The following is a 14906-nucleotide window of genomic DNA, read 5'->3' on the forward strand; positions in this document are numbered from 1 at the left end:
GGCGCGTCGCGCTGGTAGGTGCCAACCTTGGTTGGTACACCACCAGCAGCGCCGCCCCAGGTCGGCATCTACCCCTGCAGCAACCGCCGCTGCAACCGCTCCACCGAACGCTGCAGCAGCACCCGGTTGCGGGCCAGCTTCATCCACTGCGGCAGGCGCGAGAACATCGAGCCGTTGCTGACGCCCGCGCGCTCGCGCAGCGGTGCCACGGCGTAATCATGCAGCGCCTGCAGATGAGCGTCGTTGTAGGCCCACAGCAGGCCTGCGGCGGTCTTTTCAACCAGCCGCAGCGGCAGGCCGAAGTGCGGATCGATCGGCTCGTCGCGATGCGCCCGTGACAGCGTGACCTCCACCTCGCTGCTGCGCCCGCACTGGCTGCAGTCCGCGGCCAGCGTCCGCAGCACGGACGTTGCGCGTGCGCGCCGCAGCTCGGCGCTGACCCACTTGTGCCCGCAGTAGGCGCAGGGGCGGTAGCCGCTGTAGCGCACCGGGCCGACCCAGTCGCCCACACCACACCGCGCGCAGCCACAGCCGCCATCCAGCGCTTCGCTGCAGCCCAGGCAACGGAAACGGCGCGCTTCGCGGGGACCGATCACCCAGCCCGGCGTGTCGCACCGATGGCAGCGCACGGCCACCCGGTCGGCGTAGTGCCACAGGCCGTGGCCATCATCCAGATGGCGTCCGGGCAGCGGCGCGGGCCGCAGGTTGCGGTTGCGCCGCACCCCCATCAGACGTAGATCCGCGTCGGTGCCTCGTCGACGATGGCATGCGGCACGAAGCGCGCACTGTCGCGGGTGATCGCGCTGTCGTCCTCGCGGATGCCGATCCCGCAGGCGTGATCGCCCACCACCCAGCTGCCGATCAGCGGATAACCACCTTCGAAGCGGGTGAGCGGATGCGCACGCTGGATGATCGCAGGGCCGTCGTAGGGCCCCTCGCTGCGCTGGGTGCTGCCATCGGCCAGGTGCATCTCGATGTTGGCGCCTTCGCGCGAGAACAGCGGCTTGCGCACCCAGCCCGAAGCCAGCGTGCTGCCGTCATCGAAGTGCGCTTCCAGCAGGTTGGGATGGCCCACGTTGCGCTGCCACAGCAGCGGCAGGATGCCCTTGTTGCTCAGCACCGCCTTCCACGCCGGTTCCAGCAGCTGCACGCCCGAGCCAGGCAGCGCGCGGCCGAACTCCTCGGCCATCAGGTCTTCCAGCGGATACAGCTTGAACAACGTGCCGATCACCGAGTCGTCCAGCGCGGTGAAGCGGCCGTCCTCGGACAGGCCGATGTCCTCGATGGCGATGGCCTGGCCATGCAGGCCGGCCTGCGAGGCGCAGTCGCGCAGGTAGTCGACGGTGCCGCGATCCTCGTCCGAGCTGCCCACCGCGCTGAAGTACAGCGGCGGCGGAAGCTGCTGCGCCAGTTCGCCGAAGCGCTCGACCAGCGCCTCGTGGATGGCGTTGAACTGGTCGGCATGCTGCGGCAGGCGACCGGCATTGCGCTGGTCCTCCAACCACTGCCACTGGAAGAAGCTGGCCTCGAACAGCGAGGTCGGCGTGTCGTAGTTCAGTTCGTACAGCTTGGCCGGGCCGGTGCCGTCGTAGGCCAGGTCCAGGCGGCCGTACAGATGCGGCTGGCGCCGGCGCCAGCTGTCGGCGATCCAGTCGCGGTAGTGCGACGGAATCGCCAGTTGGTCCATCAGGCGCTCGCTGCCGACGATGTCACCGACCAGGTCCAGCGCCATCTGGTGCAGCTCGGCGCTGGGGTCTTCGATGTCCTGTTCGATCTGGCGCAGGGTGAACGCGTAGTACGCACGTTCATCCCAGTACGGCTGGCCATCGATGGTGTGGAAGCGGAACCCCGCTTCATCCGCGCGCGCCCGCCACTGGGCACGCTCGGCAATCCGGATGCGCTGCATGGGTCGATCAGCCGCCGTAGCTGCCGCTGGTGCTGCGGCGTGCGCTGGTGTTGCCGAAGCCACCGCGGCTGGCGGTGACCGCACGGTTCGGCTCGCTGGTGACCGGGGCCAGGCCGGCCTTGCCCGCGCCGATGCCGCTGGCGGTGTTCAGGCCACCGGTGCCACCCGGCGCCGGGCGCGCCCAACCGGCGCTCTTGTCCTGGTAGGCCGGTGATGCCGCCGGTGCCTGCGGGGCGAGCCCGCCGCGGTTGCTCAGCATCTGCGACATGAAGAAGCCCATCATCATCGGGCCGATGAACGAGGTACCGGCCGAGGTGTGCTGCTGCACGCACTGTTCCGGCTTGTAGTCCTTCTCGCAGGCTTCCTTGCTGGCGTACTTCGGCGCCGCGTCGGCGGCCTGCTTCTGCGCTTCGGCGAAAGCATTGCGGCACGACGAAGGATCACCGGTGGCCTCGGTGCAGGCCTCGACCGAGGTGTACAGGCCTTCCTGCACCTTCACCTCCGGCTCCTTCTGGCAGGCGGTGAACAGCAGCGGCGCAGCGCTCATCAGCAGCAGCGCGGTGGTGCGGGAACGTTTCATGGCTTCATGCCCTGTCGACGGATCAATGCCCCAATGATGCCAAATCCAGGCCAACAACCGGAATCGGCAAAGTCCGAAAGATGAACGGACTTTCATGTTCGTCGGGCATCGGGGTCAGAGCCCATCGCGCCGCGATGGGATCCCACCCCAGGGCGGCGCATCGCTCGGGTGAGTGCCAACCTGGGCTGCGAGCGCTGAAGGTGGTTGCAGCAGCAACCGAAAAAATTGGCCATGATCGGGCGACCCCCACGTCGTACGGCCCGCCCGTTCCGCCAGCCATGCCTGAATACCGTTCCCGCACCTCCACCGCCGGCCGCAACATGGCCGGCGCCCGCGCCCTGTGGCGTGCCACCGGCATGAAGGACGGCGACTTCCACAAGCCGATCATCGCCATCGCCAACTCCTTCACCCAGTTCGTGCCCGGCCACGTGCACCTGAAGGACCTCGGCCAGCTGGTCGCGCGCGAGATCGAGCAGGTCGGCGGCGTCGCCAAGGAGTTCAACACCATCGCCGTGGATGACGGCATCGCGATGGGCCACGACGGCATGCTCTATTCGCTGCCCAGCCGCGAGATCATCGCCGATGCCGTGGAGTACATGGTCAACGCACACTGCGCCGACGCGCTGGTGTGCATCAGCAACTGCGACAAGATCACCCCCGGCATGCTGATGGCCGCGCTGCGCCTGGACATTCCGGTGGTGTTCGTCTCCGGCGGGCCGATGGAGGCCGGCAAAACCAGGCTGTCCGAGCACAAGCTGGACCTGGTCGACGCGATGGTGGTGGCCGCCGATGACAGCGCCTCGGACGAGAAGGTGGCCGCGTTCGAACGCAGCGCCTGCCCGACCTGCGGCTCCTGCTCGGGCATGTTCACCGCCAACTCGATGAACTGCCTGACCGAAGCGCTGGGCCTGTCGCTGCCCGGCAACGGCACCACGCTGGCCACCCACGCCGACCGCGAGGCGCTGTTCCGCCGTGCCGGCCGCCTGATCGTCGAGCTCTGCCACCGCTGGTACGGCGGCGAAGACCCGAGTGCGCTGCCGCGTGGCATTGCGACCCAGGCGGCGTTCGCCAATGCGATGACCCTGGACATCGCCATGGGGGGCTCCACCAACACCATCCTGCACCTGCTGGCGGCGGCGCAGGAAGCCGGCGTGGACTTCGACCTGACCCACATCGATGCGCTGTCGCGGCGCGTTCCGCAGTTGTGCAAGGTCGCGCCGAACACGCCGAAGTACCACATCGAGGACGTGCACCGTGCCGGTGGCGTGTTCGGCATCCTCGGCGAACTGGACCGCGCCGGCCTGCTCGACACCTCGGTGCCGACCGTGCACAGCGCCAGCCTGGCCGAGGCGCTGCAACGCTGGGACGTGGTGCGCAGCGACAACGACACCCTGCACACCTTCTTCAAGGCCGGTCCGGCCGGCATTCCCACCCAGGAGGCCTTCAGCCAGGCCACGCGCTGGCCGACGCTGGACGTGGACCGCGCCGAGGGCTGCATCCGCTCGCTGCAGCACGCGTACTCGCTGGAAGGCGGCCTGGCCGTACTGCGTGGCAACCTCGCACTGGATGGCTGCGTGGTGAAGACCGCCGGCGTGGACGAATCGATCCACGTGTTCGAAGGTGCCGCACGGGTCTACGAAAGCCAGGACGCCGCCGTGGCCGGCATCCTCGCCGATGAAGTGCAGCCGGGCGAGGTGGTGGTGATCCGCTACGAAGGCCCGAGGGGCGGCCCCGGCATGCAGGAAATGCTGTATCCGACCAGCTACCTGAAGTCGAAGGGGCTGGGCAAGCAGTGCGCGCTGCTCACCGACGGCCGCTTCTCCGGCGGCACCTCGGGCCTGTCGATCGGCCACGTCTCGCCGGAAGCCGCCAGCGGCGGCACGATCGGCCTGGTCGAGAACGGCGACCGCATCCGCATCGACATCCCGGCACGCCGCATCGACCTGCTGCTGGATGAGGCCACGCTGGCCCAGCGTCGTGCCGACGCCGATGCGCGTGGCTGGAAGCCGCGCGCACCGCGCCCGCGCAAGGTCACCAGCGCACTGAAGGCCTACGCCCTGCTCGCCACCAGCGCCGACAAGGGCGCCGTGCGCAACACCGCCCTGCTCGGCGATTGATCGAAAAGGGGACGGAGGGAATTAAGTCGTTTGTGGCACAAACGACTTAATTCCCTCCGTCCCCTTTTTTCAGCCGATCACGCGCTTGAACGGCGGCAGTGCGTCGATGATGCGCTTGCCGTAGCGGCGGGTCAGCAGCCGCGAATCGAGGATGACCACGCGGCCGGTGTCGGTCGAGGTCCGGATCAGGCGGCCGGCGAACTGGGTCAGCGTGCGCAGCGCGTGCGGAATCGCGATCAGGTTGAACGCATTGAGCCCGCGCCCTTCGAACCACTCGCTGAGCGTAGCGGTCTGCGGGTCGGTCGGCACCGCGAACGGTACCTGGGTGATCACCACCGTGGTGCACGCTTCGCCGGGCAGGTCGAGGCCTTCGCCGAACGAGTTCAGCCCGAACAGCACCGAGCCCTCGCCGGCCGCCACGCGACGCAGATGCTCGTCGATCAGCCGTGTCTTGGACATCTCGCCCTGCACCAGCACCTGCTTGCGGCGCGCCGCCGGCATCAGCCCGGCCACCTTCTCCATCTTCCAGCGCGAGGTGAACAGCACCATCGAGCCCTTCGCCCAGTCCAGCTCGGTGTCGAGGTAGCGCGCCACTTCACGCGGATGGCCTTCGCGGTCGTCCGGCGTGACCGGGAACTTCGGCACGATCAGCTCGGCCTGGTTGGGCAGGTCGAACGGCGACGACAGCGAGACCATCTCGGCCTCTTCAGGAATGCCGTTGTCGATCGCCAGCGACTGGAAGTCGCCACCGCCGGTCAACGTCGCCGAGGTCATCACCACCGAGTCCACTTCATCCCACAACAGCTTGCGCAGCACGTGCGCGGCCGATACCGGCGAGCCGTGCAGCACCAGGTCGCCATCGCGGGTGGCAGTGACCCAGCGTGCCATCGGCGGCGCACCCTCCTTGTCCTCGCGGCGCCACGCCTGCCACAGGTTGTACTGCTGCTCGATCATTTCCAGCGCCATGCCAAGGTTGCGCTGCAGGCGCTCGCGCGCGGCATCGTCCGGCTTGCCCTTGGCCACCTGCGCGGTCGCGGCATGCGCCCAGTTGTAGAGGCTGCGGGTATCGTCGGCCAGTGCTTCGATCGGTTCGCGCCAGGCCTCCGGCAGGCGGCCATTGGCCGCACGCCACATCGGCTCCTCGTCGGCCGGTGCCGGCATCCACACCGCTTCAATGTGGTCACGGAACGCGCGCAGCTGCTTGCTGACCTTGCTGGCGACCTCGATCGCCTCATTCGGCAACAGGTTGCCGAGGCGGTCCTTGTCGACCGCGCGGTAGGCACCGGCGATCAGGATCTGCAGGCGCCCGGTGCGCTTGGCCATCTCGTCCAGCGCCAGGCTGGCCGCGCCCTGGTCGATCGCCACGTTGCCAATGTGGTGGCCTTCGTCCAGCACCAGCAGCATGTCCGATGGCGGCGCGATCAGCGGCTGGCCGTTGTCGCTGTCGCCGATCGACAGCGCCGACAGCAGCAGCGCATGGTTGGTGACCACGATCTGAGCATCGCGCACCGTATTGCGCGAGCGCAGTACTGCGCACTGCGCCGAGTACGCGCAGCGACGCCCGGCGCACCCCGAAGCCGGCGTGGTGATGCGGCTGCGCAGGCCGGGGCTGATTGTCTCCGGTGCATTGTCAATGTCGCCATCCCAGCTGCCGCCGGTGAAGGCATCGGTCAGGCGCTTGGCGATGTCCATCTCGATCGGCGCCAGCGGCCGGTCGAACAGCGGCGCGTCATCCTCGAACATGCCGCCCTGCGCGCCTTCGCCCTGCGCCTCGGCGGCGTTGCGCGTGCACAGGTAGCGGGTGCGGCCCTTGGCCAGCGCTACGGTTGCCTCCAGGCCGGTGGCCTTGAGGAAGTTCGGAATATCGCGCTCGACCAGCTGCGACTGCAGCGCCACGGTACCGGTGCTGATCACCAGCTTCTTCTTGCTGGCCAGCGCGATCGGCACGCCTGCGGTGAGGTAGCCCAGGCTCTTGCCGACGCCGGTGGGTGCCTCGACCACGCCAACGCCACCACTCTTCGACAGCGCACGCGATACCACGCCGATCATCTGGCTCTGCGAGCGGCGGGTGGAAAAGCCGGGGGTGTTGGCCTGCAGCGTCGTGTACGCCTTGCGGATCGCGTCCTTCAAGGGCTCATCGAGCGTGCGCGGTGCGGCGACGGTTTCGGTCACGCCGGGAACTACCGTAGCTGGATCAGGCCGGTCATTGTCGCATGACCGGCCCGGTCCGCCGTCGCTGCCACCCTGAACGGGCCAGCGACGACGCCCTGCGGCGGGATGAACACGCAGGGCACTGCTGGCGACGGCCGGCGGCCGTTAACCGGGGGTCATTGCACGGCGTTGCCGCGCAGCCGCAGCAGGCGTACCAGTGCCCACACCAGCAGGACCACGCCGATCGCCTCGACCATCGCCAGCGCGAAGTGCAGCACCCCGAGGATGGCCCCCATGCCCGAGATGGCGCTGAAGTTGCCACTGCTGACCAGCCACATCGGCAGCACGCCGGCGGCCAGGCCGCCCAAGCTGGACAGCAGCAGCAGCAACAGGCCGACCAGCGCGCCGGTGCGGGTCGCATCACGCGGTGCACCGATCACCCAGACCAGGCCCACGCACAGTGCGATCAGCACCGGCAGGCGCACGCCGACCATGCTCAGCACGGTCACCATCAGGGCTGTACCGTCCATCGCTCAGTCCTCGCCGGCCAGTACCGCCGACCCCTGGCGCAGCGCCTGGTAGACCTCGTCGGTCTGCGGGCGCACGCCGTGCCACTGCAGGAAGCTCTCGGCCGCCTGTTCGACCAGCATGCCGAGGCCGTCCACGGTATTGCGGCACTGCGCCGCGCGGGCCCAGGCCAGGAACGCGATGGCCGCCTCGCCGTAGTTCAGGTCAACCGCGGTGGTCATCGAATTGACCAGCGACAGCGGCAGCTTGAACTCGACGTCGCGGTCGCGCCCGGCCGAGGTGGCATTGACGATCAGCTCGAAGTCGCCCAGCTCGCGCAGGTCTTCCCAGTAGCGGCTGATCGCGCGGCCCGGCTCGCCCATCGCATCGATCAGTTCGTCGGCACGCTCCGGCGTGCGGTTGACCACCACCAGCTCGGTGATGCCGGCATCGAGCAGGGCCGGGGCGACGCTGCGCGCGGAGCCACCCGCGCCGATCAGCAGCATGCGGCGGCCACGCAGGTCCAGGCCGTGGCGATCGGTCAGGTCGCGCACCAGGCCGATGCCATCGGTGGTGTCACCGTGCCAGCGGTCGCCCTTGCGCAGCAGCGTGTTGACCGAGCCGGCGCGGCGCGCGCGCGCGGTCAGCGTGGTGCACAGCGAGAACGCGGTTTCCTTGTGCGGCAGGGTGACGTTGGCGCCGACACCGCCCTCGGCGGCGAACGCCTCCAGGCCAGCCAGGAACGCTTCCGGGGCCAGGTCGATCGCGCGGTAATCCACCGCGATGCCTTCCTGGCGACCGAACGTCGCATGGATCTGCGGCGACTTCGAGTGGGCAACGGGGTGTCCGAAGACGGCGTAACGGTCGGTCATGGAATCCTCAAGCTGGCTAGACTGATGCTCTTTCGTGCACGGACCTGGATGATGCGCATCACCCCGCCCCTGCTGGTGCTTGCCGCCAGTCTACTCTCTGCCCCGGTGGCGATGGCGTTGAACGAGTACGGCATCGAAGGCATGGGGGTGGTATCGACCCGCGCCGACGAGGGCCGCGCCACGCTCAGCGCCGATGGCCAGCGTATCGTCTTCGCCCGCCGTGGCGAGGCCGGCTGGGGCCTGTGGGAAGCACGCGTGGTCGATGGCCGCTGGCAGCAGGCACAGGCGCTGACCGTGGGCGTGGCCGGCGAAGCGCGCGATCCCTACTTCAGCCGTGATGGGCGCTGGCTGCTGTTCGCCGCCGGCCGCGAGGGCAGGCTGGCGCTGTACCGCGCCGCGCTGGGCGCCGATGGGCAAGCGGGCAAGGCGCAGGCCCTGGCCGGCGATGGCGGTCGCCAGCAGGAGCGTGGACCGGCCCTGAGCGCGGATGGCCGGCGCTTGCTGTTTGCCCGCCAGCTGGGCGATGGCCGCGGCTGGGACCTGTTCGTGGCGGCGCTGGACGCGCAGGGGGTGCGTGGCCAGGCCGTGCCCCTGACCGCATTGAACAGCGCCGCCGACGAGACCGATGGGGATTGGCTGGGCAACGACGGCGCGGTGGTGTTCAGCCGTAGCACCGGCAGCACCGCGCAGGTCTGGAGCAGCGGCTGCGCATGGAGCGGCGTGGCGCTGCAGCCCTTGGGGCTGTCGTTCAACCAGGCCGACGGCTGGACCGGCGCACCGGTGGTCGACACGGCCAAGCCGGGCGAGATGCTGGTCGCCAGCAGTGCCGCGAAGGCACCGCGTGCCGGCGGCGTGGACGTCTACCGGCTGGCGGTGCCGAAGGTGGCGGCGGTGCCGGGGTGCGTGCCTGCCGCCCGGTAGATGCCAACCTTGGTTGGCATGCGGGAAAGCGCCAACCAAGGTTGGCGGCTACCAGAACTGAGAGTCAGCGCGACAGCACCCTGGCGCGCTGCTGCTCGTACTCGATCTCGCTCAGCTGGCCGTTGTCCTTGCGCTGGTTCAGCGCGGCCAGTTCGGCCTGCACGCTGTCCGGCAGGGCCTGCTCACGCGCCACCTGGCGTGCGGCGGAAAGCTGCTCCGGCGGGCGCTTGCCGGCCCGCCAGGCCGCGATGAAGACGCCGACGATGATGGCGCCGAACACCAGTACCCCGGTGCCCCAGATCAGCCACTGCATCCATCCCAGTTCGGGTCCCATCGCGTAATCCTCCGTCTATCGTCGCGCTATTGTCAGCGCTCGCGCAGCCATCGCGCCACCTGCGGCGCGAAATAGGTCAGCACACCATCGGCGCCGGCGCGCTTGAAGCCCAGCAGCGACTCCATCACGCAGGCCCGTTCGTCCAGCCAGCCATTGGCGAAGGCGGCCTTCATCATCGCGTACTCGCCGCTGACCTGGTAGGCGAAGGTCGGCACGCCGAACGTCTCCTTCACCCGGCGCACCAGGTCCAGGTAGGGCATGCCCGGCTTGACCATCACCATGTCGGCGCCTTCTTCCAGGTCCAGCGCGATCTCGCGCAGGGCCTCGTCACCGTTGGCCGGGTCCATCTGGTAGGTCTTCTTGTCGGCCTTGCCGAGGCTGGCCGCACTGCCCACCGCATCGCGGAACGGGCCGTAGAACGCCGAGGCGTACTTGGCCGAGTAGGCCATGATGCGCACGTTGATGTGGTTGTCGGCGTCCAGCGCGCGGCGGATGGCGCCGATGCGGCCATCCATCATGTCCGACGGCGAGACGATGTCCACGCCCGCTTCGGCATGCGAGACCGACTGCTTGACCAGCGCTTCGACGGTGATGTCGTTCAGCACATAGCCCTTGTCATCGATGATGCCGTCCTGGCCGTGGGTGGTGTACGGATCCAGCGCCACGTCGGTCATCACCCCCAGCTCCGGGAAGCGCGACTTCAGCGCGCGGATCGCGCGCTGCGCCAGGCCGTCCTCGGCCCATGCCGCCGATGCATCCAGCGACTTCAGCGAGGGGTCGATCACCGGGAACAGGTCGATCACCGGAATGCCCAGCTCCAGCGCCTCTTCGGCCACCTTCAGCAGTTCTTCGATCGACAGCCGCTCCACGCCCGGCATCGACGGTACCGCGGTGCGGCCGGCAAGCTCGTGCACGAACACCGGGTAGATCAGGTCGTCGGTGGTCAGCGTGTTCTCGCGCATCAGGCGGCGCGAGAACTCGTCATGGCGCATGCGGCGCGGGCGGTAAAGCGGGTGGGACATGGTGGCAGGCTCCGAGGAGTGGCTATTGCAACAGGTAGCCCTGCGGCAGCAGGGGTTCGGGCAAGGGGCGTTCGCCGAGCGCATCGAGCTGGTCGATCTCGATGGTGCGCACCAGCGCGTCCAGCGGCAGGTCATTCGGCTCCAGGCCGAACGGGTCTTCCATTTCTTCGCCCAGCTGGTCCAGGCCGAAGAAGGCATAGGCCAGCACCGCCGACAGCACCGGCGTGCCCCAGCCCAGCGAACTGGCCAGGCCGAACGGCAGCAGCACGCAGAACATCCAGGCGCAGCGGTGCAGCAGCAGGGTGTAGGCGAACGGCAGCGGGGTGGTGAGGATGCGCTCACAGCCCGCCTGGATCGACGACATCGCATGCAGGCGCTCCTCCAGCTGGGCGTAGAGGATCGGGTCGAGGTCACCGGCACGCAGGGCCTGCGCCAGTTCGGCCGCGATCATCGACAGCAGCGCGTCGGGCACGTTCTCGCGCTGGCCGAGCTGTTCGCGCTGGCGCTTGTCCAGCCATGGCAGCGCCACCAGCGCCACGATGCGCCCACGCAGGCGCCCGGCCAGCGCATGCGCGAAGGCGGTGGTGACATAGGCGATGCGGCGGCGGCGGCCCGCGTCATCGGCCAGCAGCAGGTTCACCTGGCGGGCCAGCGAACGCGATTCGTAGACCAGCTGGCCCCACAGCTTGCGACCTTCCCACCAGCGCTCATAGCAGGCGCTGTTGCGGAAACTCAGGAAGATCGACAAGACCAGGCCGAGCAGGGTGAACGGCGTGACCGAGACGCGCTCGATGCCGGTTGGCGGCGCCAGTTCCACCACCGCGGCCACCGCGATGGACAGGATCAGGATGGCCAGCACCTTCGGTGCGATCGCTTTGACGATCGAGCCGCGCAGGATGTACAGCAGTTGCCAGCCGTGGGGACGGGGTCGGATGATCATGGGGCAGCCGCGCCGGGCGCGGATTCACAGGCACGCGGGGGGCTCGCGCAGCCATTCATTGTACGCCCCTGCCCGGCCGGCGGCCGTGTGCCTGCGACGCCCTGTCGCACCCGGGCCCGCGCTCAGATCACGCCGCCGCCCAGGCCCAGGCGGAGGATGCCGACCACCACCACGATGCCGTTCAGGACCAGCCCGGCCCAGGCCCGGCCACGCTTGGTCGGATGGGTGAACAGGATGCCCAGCGCAGCGATCACCGCACCAACGGCGGCGAACGGGATCAGGAACCAGTTGCCCCAGCCCAGCAGCGGAACCAGCGCCAGGATCATCCACAACAGCGCCAGTACGCCCCACAACAGACTGATCACACCCATGCCGCTCTCCCGCAGTTGGTTCCTGGCTCCACCATAGTCGTTCCGGTTGCCGCCGCCTACTGCCATTGGCGGGCCTGTCACCCGGCCCGTGCTAGCGTGGTGCCGTGCGTGCCCTGGCGCGGGTGTTGGCGCCGATTCAGAGTGGCCCGTCGATGATCGCAACCAGTCCTACAGGGGTCGTGCCATGAACATCCGTTGGGCCGCCGTGGCGGCCATTCTGCTGGTCACCGCGGGCTGTGCCAGCACCTCCAAGGTGATGTTGGGCCGCGCCCGCGCACCGATCGATCCGGCACTGGTGCAGATCTATTCGACGCCGCCGGCCGGTTCGCAGGAAATCGCCCAGCTGGAATCGGCATCCGCAGTGGGCTTCGGTACCCAGGGCCAGACCGATGCCGCCGTGGCGCGGCTGAAGCGCGAGGCCGCGGCGCTCGGCGCCAACGGCGTGGTGCTGATGGGCGTGGGCAGCAGTGGTTCGCCGGTCGGCATGTCGGTCGGCGCCGGCTCGTTCGGTTCGCATGTCGGCGGTGGCGTCGGCATTGGCATTCCGACCACGCAGAAGCGTGCCGCCGGCGTGGCGATCTGGGTACCCAACCCGGCCCCGCCGGCACGGCTGCCGCCCCAGGTGATCACCCCGCAGCGCTGATGCGCCAGCGTCACCGTCGGTAGTGCCGGCCGCTGGCCGGCAACTCCGTCCGGGATCCTTCAGGGGTCAGAGCCCTTTCCGCAGGAAAGGGCTCTGACCCCAGCGCCTCGCTTTCCTGCGGAAAGGGATCCGACCCCGCGTTCGGCGTTACCTGTACTTCGGCACGAACACCTTGTTCACCGCGTCGGCCAGCTGGTCCGGCGGCAGCAGGCCCTGGTCGAGCAGGAAGTTGTTGAAGGCCAGGCGGTCGAACTTCGCGCCCAGCGCCAGCTCGGTCTGCATGCGCAGTTCCAGGATCCGGGTGTAGCCGTAGAAGTAGCTGCCGGCCTGGCCCGGCATGCGCACCATGTAGCGATCCAGCTCCTGGGTCGCCATCGCCTTCGACAGGCCGACCTGCTCCATCAGCACGCGCTCGCCGTTGGCGCGGTCGGTCAGGCCAAGGTTGAGCATCGGGTCGAGCATCGCGCGCGCCGCACGCAGCAGGCGGAACTGCAGCGCGATCATCTGCCCGTCCAGCGGCTCGTAGGGCACCATTTCAGCTTCGGCGTACAGCGCCCAGCCTTCCACATTCACCGAATTGAAGGCGAACATGGTGCGTGCCAGCGACACGCCGCGCTCGACCATCGCGGTGAACTGCAGTTCGTGGCCAGGGCGGCCCTCATGCGCGCTCAGCGTCCACGCCGCCGCACCGAAATTGAAGTCGTCGTACTGCGCGCCAGGGCCGGCGGCCGGATTGCCCAGTGGCAGCACGAAGGTGCCCTGCTGCCCGGTGTTGTTGACCAGCGGTGCCGGCAGGAAGTGCGGCGCCGGGCTGGCGGCGCTCTCGGCGGCCGAGCCCAGGCGCATCTGCATGGCGCGCTTGGGCACATCGACGATGGCGTGTTCGCGGATCAGCGGATCGATCGCATCGATCACCTTGCGGTAGTGGCCTTCCAGATGGTCGTCGGCGATCTTGTCGGCCTTCAGCGCGCGGATCACCGCCACCGGATCACTCGGATCGGCCACCTTCAGGCCCTTGTCCTTCACCACCAGCGGCGCCAGCTGCTGCATCGCCGAGCGGGTTTCCATGAACTCCAGCTGCGCACGCTGCATCAGCAGCTTCGGATCGATGTCGATGCCGACCTGCTTGAGCTGGTAGGCATACAGCGGCGCCGGCAGGCGTGCGTCGGCGCGCGCCTTCGGCAGTACCTGCGTCCGCGTCCACGCGGCGTATTCCTTCATCTGCCCGGCCAGGGTCTTCATCGCCTCGTCGGCGCCCGCGATCTGGTACTTCTTCAGCAGCGACTCGATGCCGGTGATGTAGGTCTCGACATTGTCCAGCGCCTGCTGCACTTCGATCCTGGTCGGCTGCAGCAGCGTGCTGTCCTTCAGCCGTTCCTCGTAGCGCTGGCGGGCCAGGGTGGTGAACGCGGTGCCGCCCGGCTGCAGGCCGGCATAGGCCTTGAGGCGGTCGAGCGCCTTGGCCCGGCGCTCGGCCGGCACCTGGTCGGACAGCAGCAGGTTGAGGCCGCCGAACACCGTCTGCGGCGCGTCGCTCCACGGCAGCAGGTACTTCTCGTTGAGCTCGCTGCCTTCGATGTTCTGGTTGGCGGCATGGATCATGATCTCCAGGTCCTGGCGGACGTTGGGATCCTTCTCGGCAGCCAGTTTCGCCTTCAGCTCATCCCGTGCCCCGGCCATCGCGGCGCGGTAGCGCTTGCCGTTGTCGGGGCCGAGATCGGCGACCTTGTCGTCATAGCCGGGGACGCCGAAGAAGCCGGTTTCCTCCGGCTGGAACGGGCCCTGCGCATCCAGCAGGATCTGCGCCAGTGCATTGCTGCGGGCCACCCAGGCCGGGCTGGCCGGCGTGGCGGCCTTGGCGGCGGGTGCGGCCAGCGCCGCGGGTGCGGTCAGCAGCGGGGCGGCGCTCAGGGCCAGGGCAACGGCCAACGCGATCGGCTTCATGGTGCACTCCAGGACAGGGTTGCCCGCACCCTACGCGCTCAATGCGGTGACGACAATCGGCCGGAGGTCACAAGGCAAGGGCAAGCGGGCATTCGCCACGATCGCGGCAGGCCTGCAGCTCGCATTCGTGCGCGGCCTCGTCGTCATCCAGCGCGGTCAGATCGAAGGTCTGCTTGTTCTCGCCCAGCACGTACATCACCGGGTAGTCCCAGACGTCATCGCTGCGGGTGCCCTTCACGAACAGCCGGCCGTGTGCATGCGGCCCTTCCACCGCCACGGTCAGGCCGATATCGCGCTGGCCGTTGAGCGCGGTCTGCATGCTGCCCAGCGGCATCGAATCGGCACGCAGCGGCTCACCGAATGCTTCAACCAGTTCGATGCTGCAGCCGGCGCGACGCAGCGCTTCACGCATCGGCGGGCTCTCGCGTGCCGCCTCGCTCCAGCGCAGCACGCTCCAGCCCACCACCCCGGCCACCGTCGCCAGCACCAGCACCACCGACAAGGGCATCGCCCAGCGCCAGTGGCGGCGCCACCAGCCGTCAGCGGGCGTGGCATGGCCGGGAATCGGGGGTGGCAGGGTCATCGGCGGGCTCCTTCC

Annotated in this window: 15 protein-coding genes; 3 read left to right on the forward strand and 12 right to left on the reverse strand. The window is 68.8% G+C overall.

Going from position 1 to position 14906, the window contains the following annotated elements; genetic code table 11:
* Window positions 1–68 precede the first annotated feature (68 nt).
* From Q0P60_RS10690 to Q0P60_RS10700, 3 genes are read right to left on the reverse strand one after another with little or no spacing between them, the layout of a single operon-like run.
* Entirely contained in the window at window positions 69–728 is a 660-nt protein-coding gene (locus Q0P60_RS10690; RefSeq protein ID WP_294992526.1) for a hypothetical protein, read from the reverse strand.
* Window positions 728–1906, reverse strand: coding sequence for a glutathionylspermidine synthase family protein (locus Q0P60_RS10695; RefSeq protein WP_294992529.1), 1179 nt, complete (start codon window positions 1904–1906; stop codon window positions 728–730). The genes Q0P60_RS10690 and Q0P60_RS10695 overlap by 1 nt, the downstream gene beginning before the upstream one ends.
* A 7-nt stretch (window positions 1907–1913) precedes the next feature.
* Window positions 1914–2486, reverse strand: coding sequence for a DUF1190 domain-containing protein (locus Q0P60_RS10700; protein ID WP_071228542.1), 573 nt, complete (start codon window positions 2484–2486; stop codon window positions 1914–1916).
* Between the two features lie 278 nt (window positions 2487–2764).
* Between Q0P60_RS10700 and ilvD the strand changes: the two genes are divergently transcribed.
* Window positions 2765–4603 carry a dihydroxy-acid dehydratase gene (gene ilvD, locus Q0P60_RS10705; protein ID WP_294992536.1) on the forward strand — a complete coding sequence of 613 codons (1839 nt, stop codon included), beginning with the start codon at window positions 2765–2767 and terminating at the stop codon, window positions 4601–4603.
* Window positions 4604–4672: 69 nt separating this feature from the next.
* On the opposite strand, the gene dinG is transcribed toward ilvD, so the two are convergent.
* The 3 genes from dinG to aroE all read right to left on the reverse strand — a co-directional run bounded on the left by dinG (window position 4673) and on the right by aroE (window position 8133).
* On the reverse strand, window positions 4673–6775 hold the full coding sequence (gene dinG, locus Q0P60_RS10710; RefSeq protein WP_294992539.1) for an ATP-dependent DNA helicase DinG: 2103 nt from the start codon (window positions 6773–6775) through the stop codon (window positions 4673–4675).
* A 155-nt stretch (window positions 6776–6930) separates the two neighbouring features.
* Window positions 6931–7284, reverse strand: coding sequence for a hypothetical protein (locus Q0P60_RS10715; RefSeq protein ID WP_294992543.1), 354 nt, complete (start codon window positions 7282–7284; stop codon window positions 6931–6933).
* A 3-nt stretch (window positions 7285–7287) separates the two neighbouring features.
* On the reverse strand, window positions 7288–8133 hold the full coding sequence (aroE, locus tag Q0P60_RS10720; protein ID WP_294992547.1) for a shikimate dehydrogenase: 846 nt from the start codon (window positions 8131–8133) through the stop codon (window positions 7288–7290).
* A gap of 48 nt (window positions 8134–8181) precedes the next feature.
* On the opposite strand from aroE, the gene Q0P60_RS10725 reads away from it, so the two are divergent.
* On the forward strand, window positions 8182–9054 hold the full coding sequence (locus Q0P60_RS10725; protein ID WP_294992673.1) for a hypothetical protein: 873 nt from the start codon (window positions 8182–8184) through the stop codon (window positions 9052–9054).
* Between the two features lie 64 nt (window positions 9055–9118).
* On the opposite strand, the gene Q0P60_RS10730 is transcribed toward Q0P60_RS10725, so the two are convergent.
* The 4 genes from Q0P60_RS10730 to Q0P60_RS10745 all read right to left on the reverse strand — a co-directional run bounded on the left by Q0P60_RS10730 (window position 9119) and on the right by Q0P60_RS10745 (window position 11721).
* Window positions 9119–9388 (reverse strand): SHOCT domain-containing protein, encoded by a 270-nt coding sequence (locus tag Q0P60_RS10730; protein ID WP_294992551.1) that lies wholly within the window; start codon window positions 9386–9388, stop codon window positions 9119–9121.
* Window positions 9389–9420: 32 nt separating this feature from the next.
* Complete coding sequence (gene hemB, locus Q0P60_RS10735; RefSeq protein WP_294992555.1) at window positions 9421–10410, reverse strand: porphobilinogen synthase; 990 nt, start codon at window positions 10408–10410, stop codon at window positions 9421–9423.
* A 22-nt stretch (window positions 10411–10432) separates the two neighbouring features.
* Entirely contained in the window at window positions 10433–11350 is a 918-nt protein-coding gene (locus Q0P60_RS10740; RefSeq protein WP_294992559.1) for a bestrophin family ion channel, read from the reverse strand.
* 122 nt (window positions 11351–11472) lie between these two features.
* On the reverse strand, window positions 11473–11721 hold the full coding sequence (locus tag Q0P60_RS10745) for a hypothetical protein (RefSeq protein WP_197598722.1): 249 nt from the start codon (window positions 11719–11721) through the stop codon (window positions 11473–11475).
* A 184-nt stretch (window positions 11722–11905) separates the two neighbouring features.
* On the opposite strand from Q0P60_RS10745, the gene Q0P60_RS10750 reads away from it, so the two are divergent.
* On the forward strand, window positions 11906–12364 hold the full coding sequence (locus tag Q0P60_RS10750) for a hypothetical protein (RefSeq protein WP_294992569.1): 459 nt from the start codon (window positions 11906–11908) through the stop codon (window positions 12362–12364).
* Between the two features lie 147 nt (window positions 12365–12511).
* Here the strand turns inward: Q0P60_RS10750 and Q0P60_RS10755 are convergent, their stop codons facing one another.
* Window positions 12512–14308: a DUF885 domain-containing protein gene (locus Q0P60_RS10755; protein ID WP_294992572.1), complete on the reverse strand. Its 1797-nt coding sequence runs from the start codon at window positions 14306–14308 to the stop codon at window positions 12512–12514.
* A 67-nt stretch (window positions 14309–14375) separates the two neighbouring features.
* On the reverse strand, window positions 14376–14891 hold the full coding sequence (locus Q0P60_RS10760; RefSeq protein WP_294992575.1) for a cytochrome c oxidase assembly factor Coa1 family protein: 516 nt from the start codon (window positions 14889–14891) through the stop codon (window positions 14376–14378).
* Window positions 14892–14906 lie beyond the last annotated feature (15 nt).

This window comes from uncultured Stenotrophomonas sp. (assembly GCF_945952405.1).
GTDB lineage: Bacteria > Pseudomonadota > Gammaproteobacteria > Xanthomonadales > Xanthomonadaceae > Stenotrophomonas.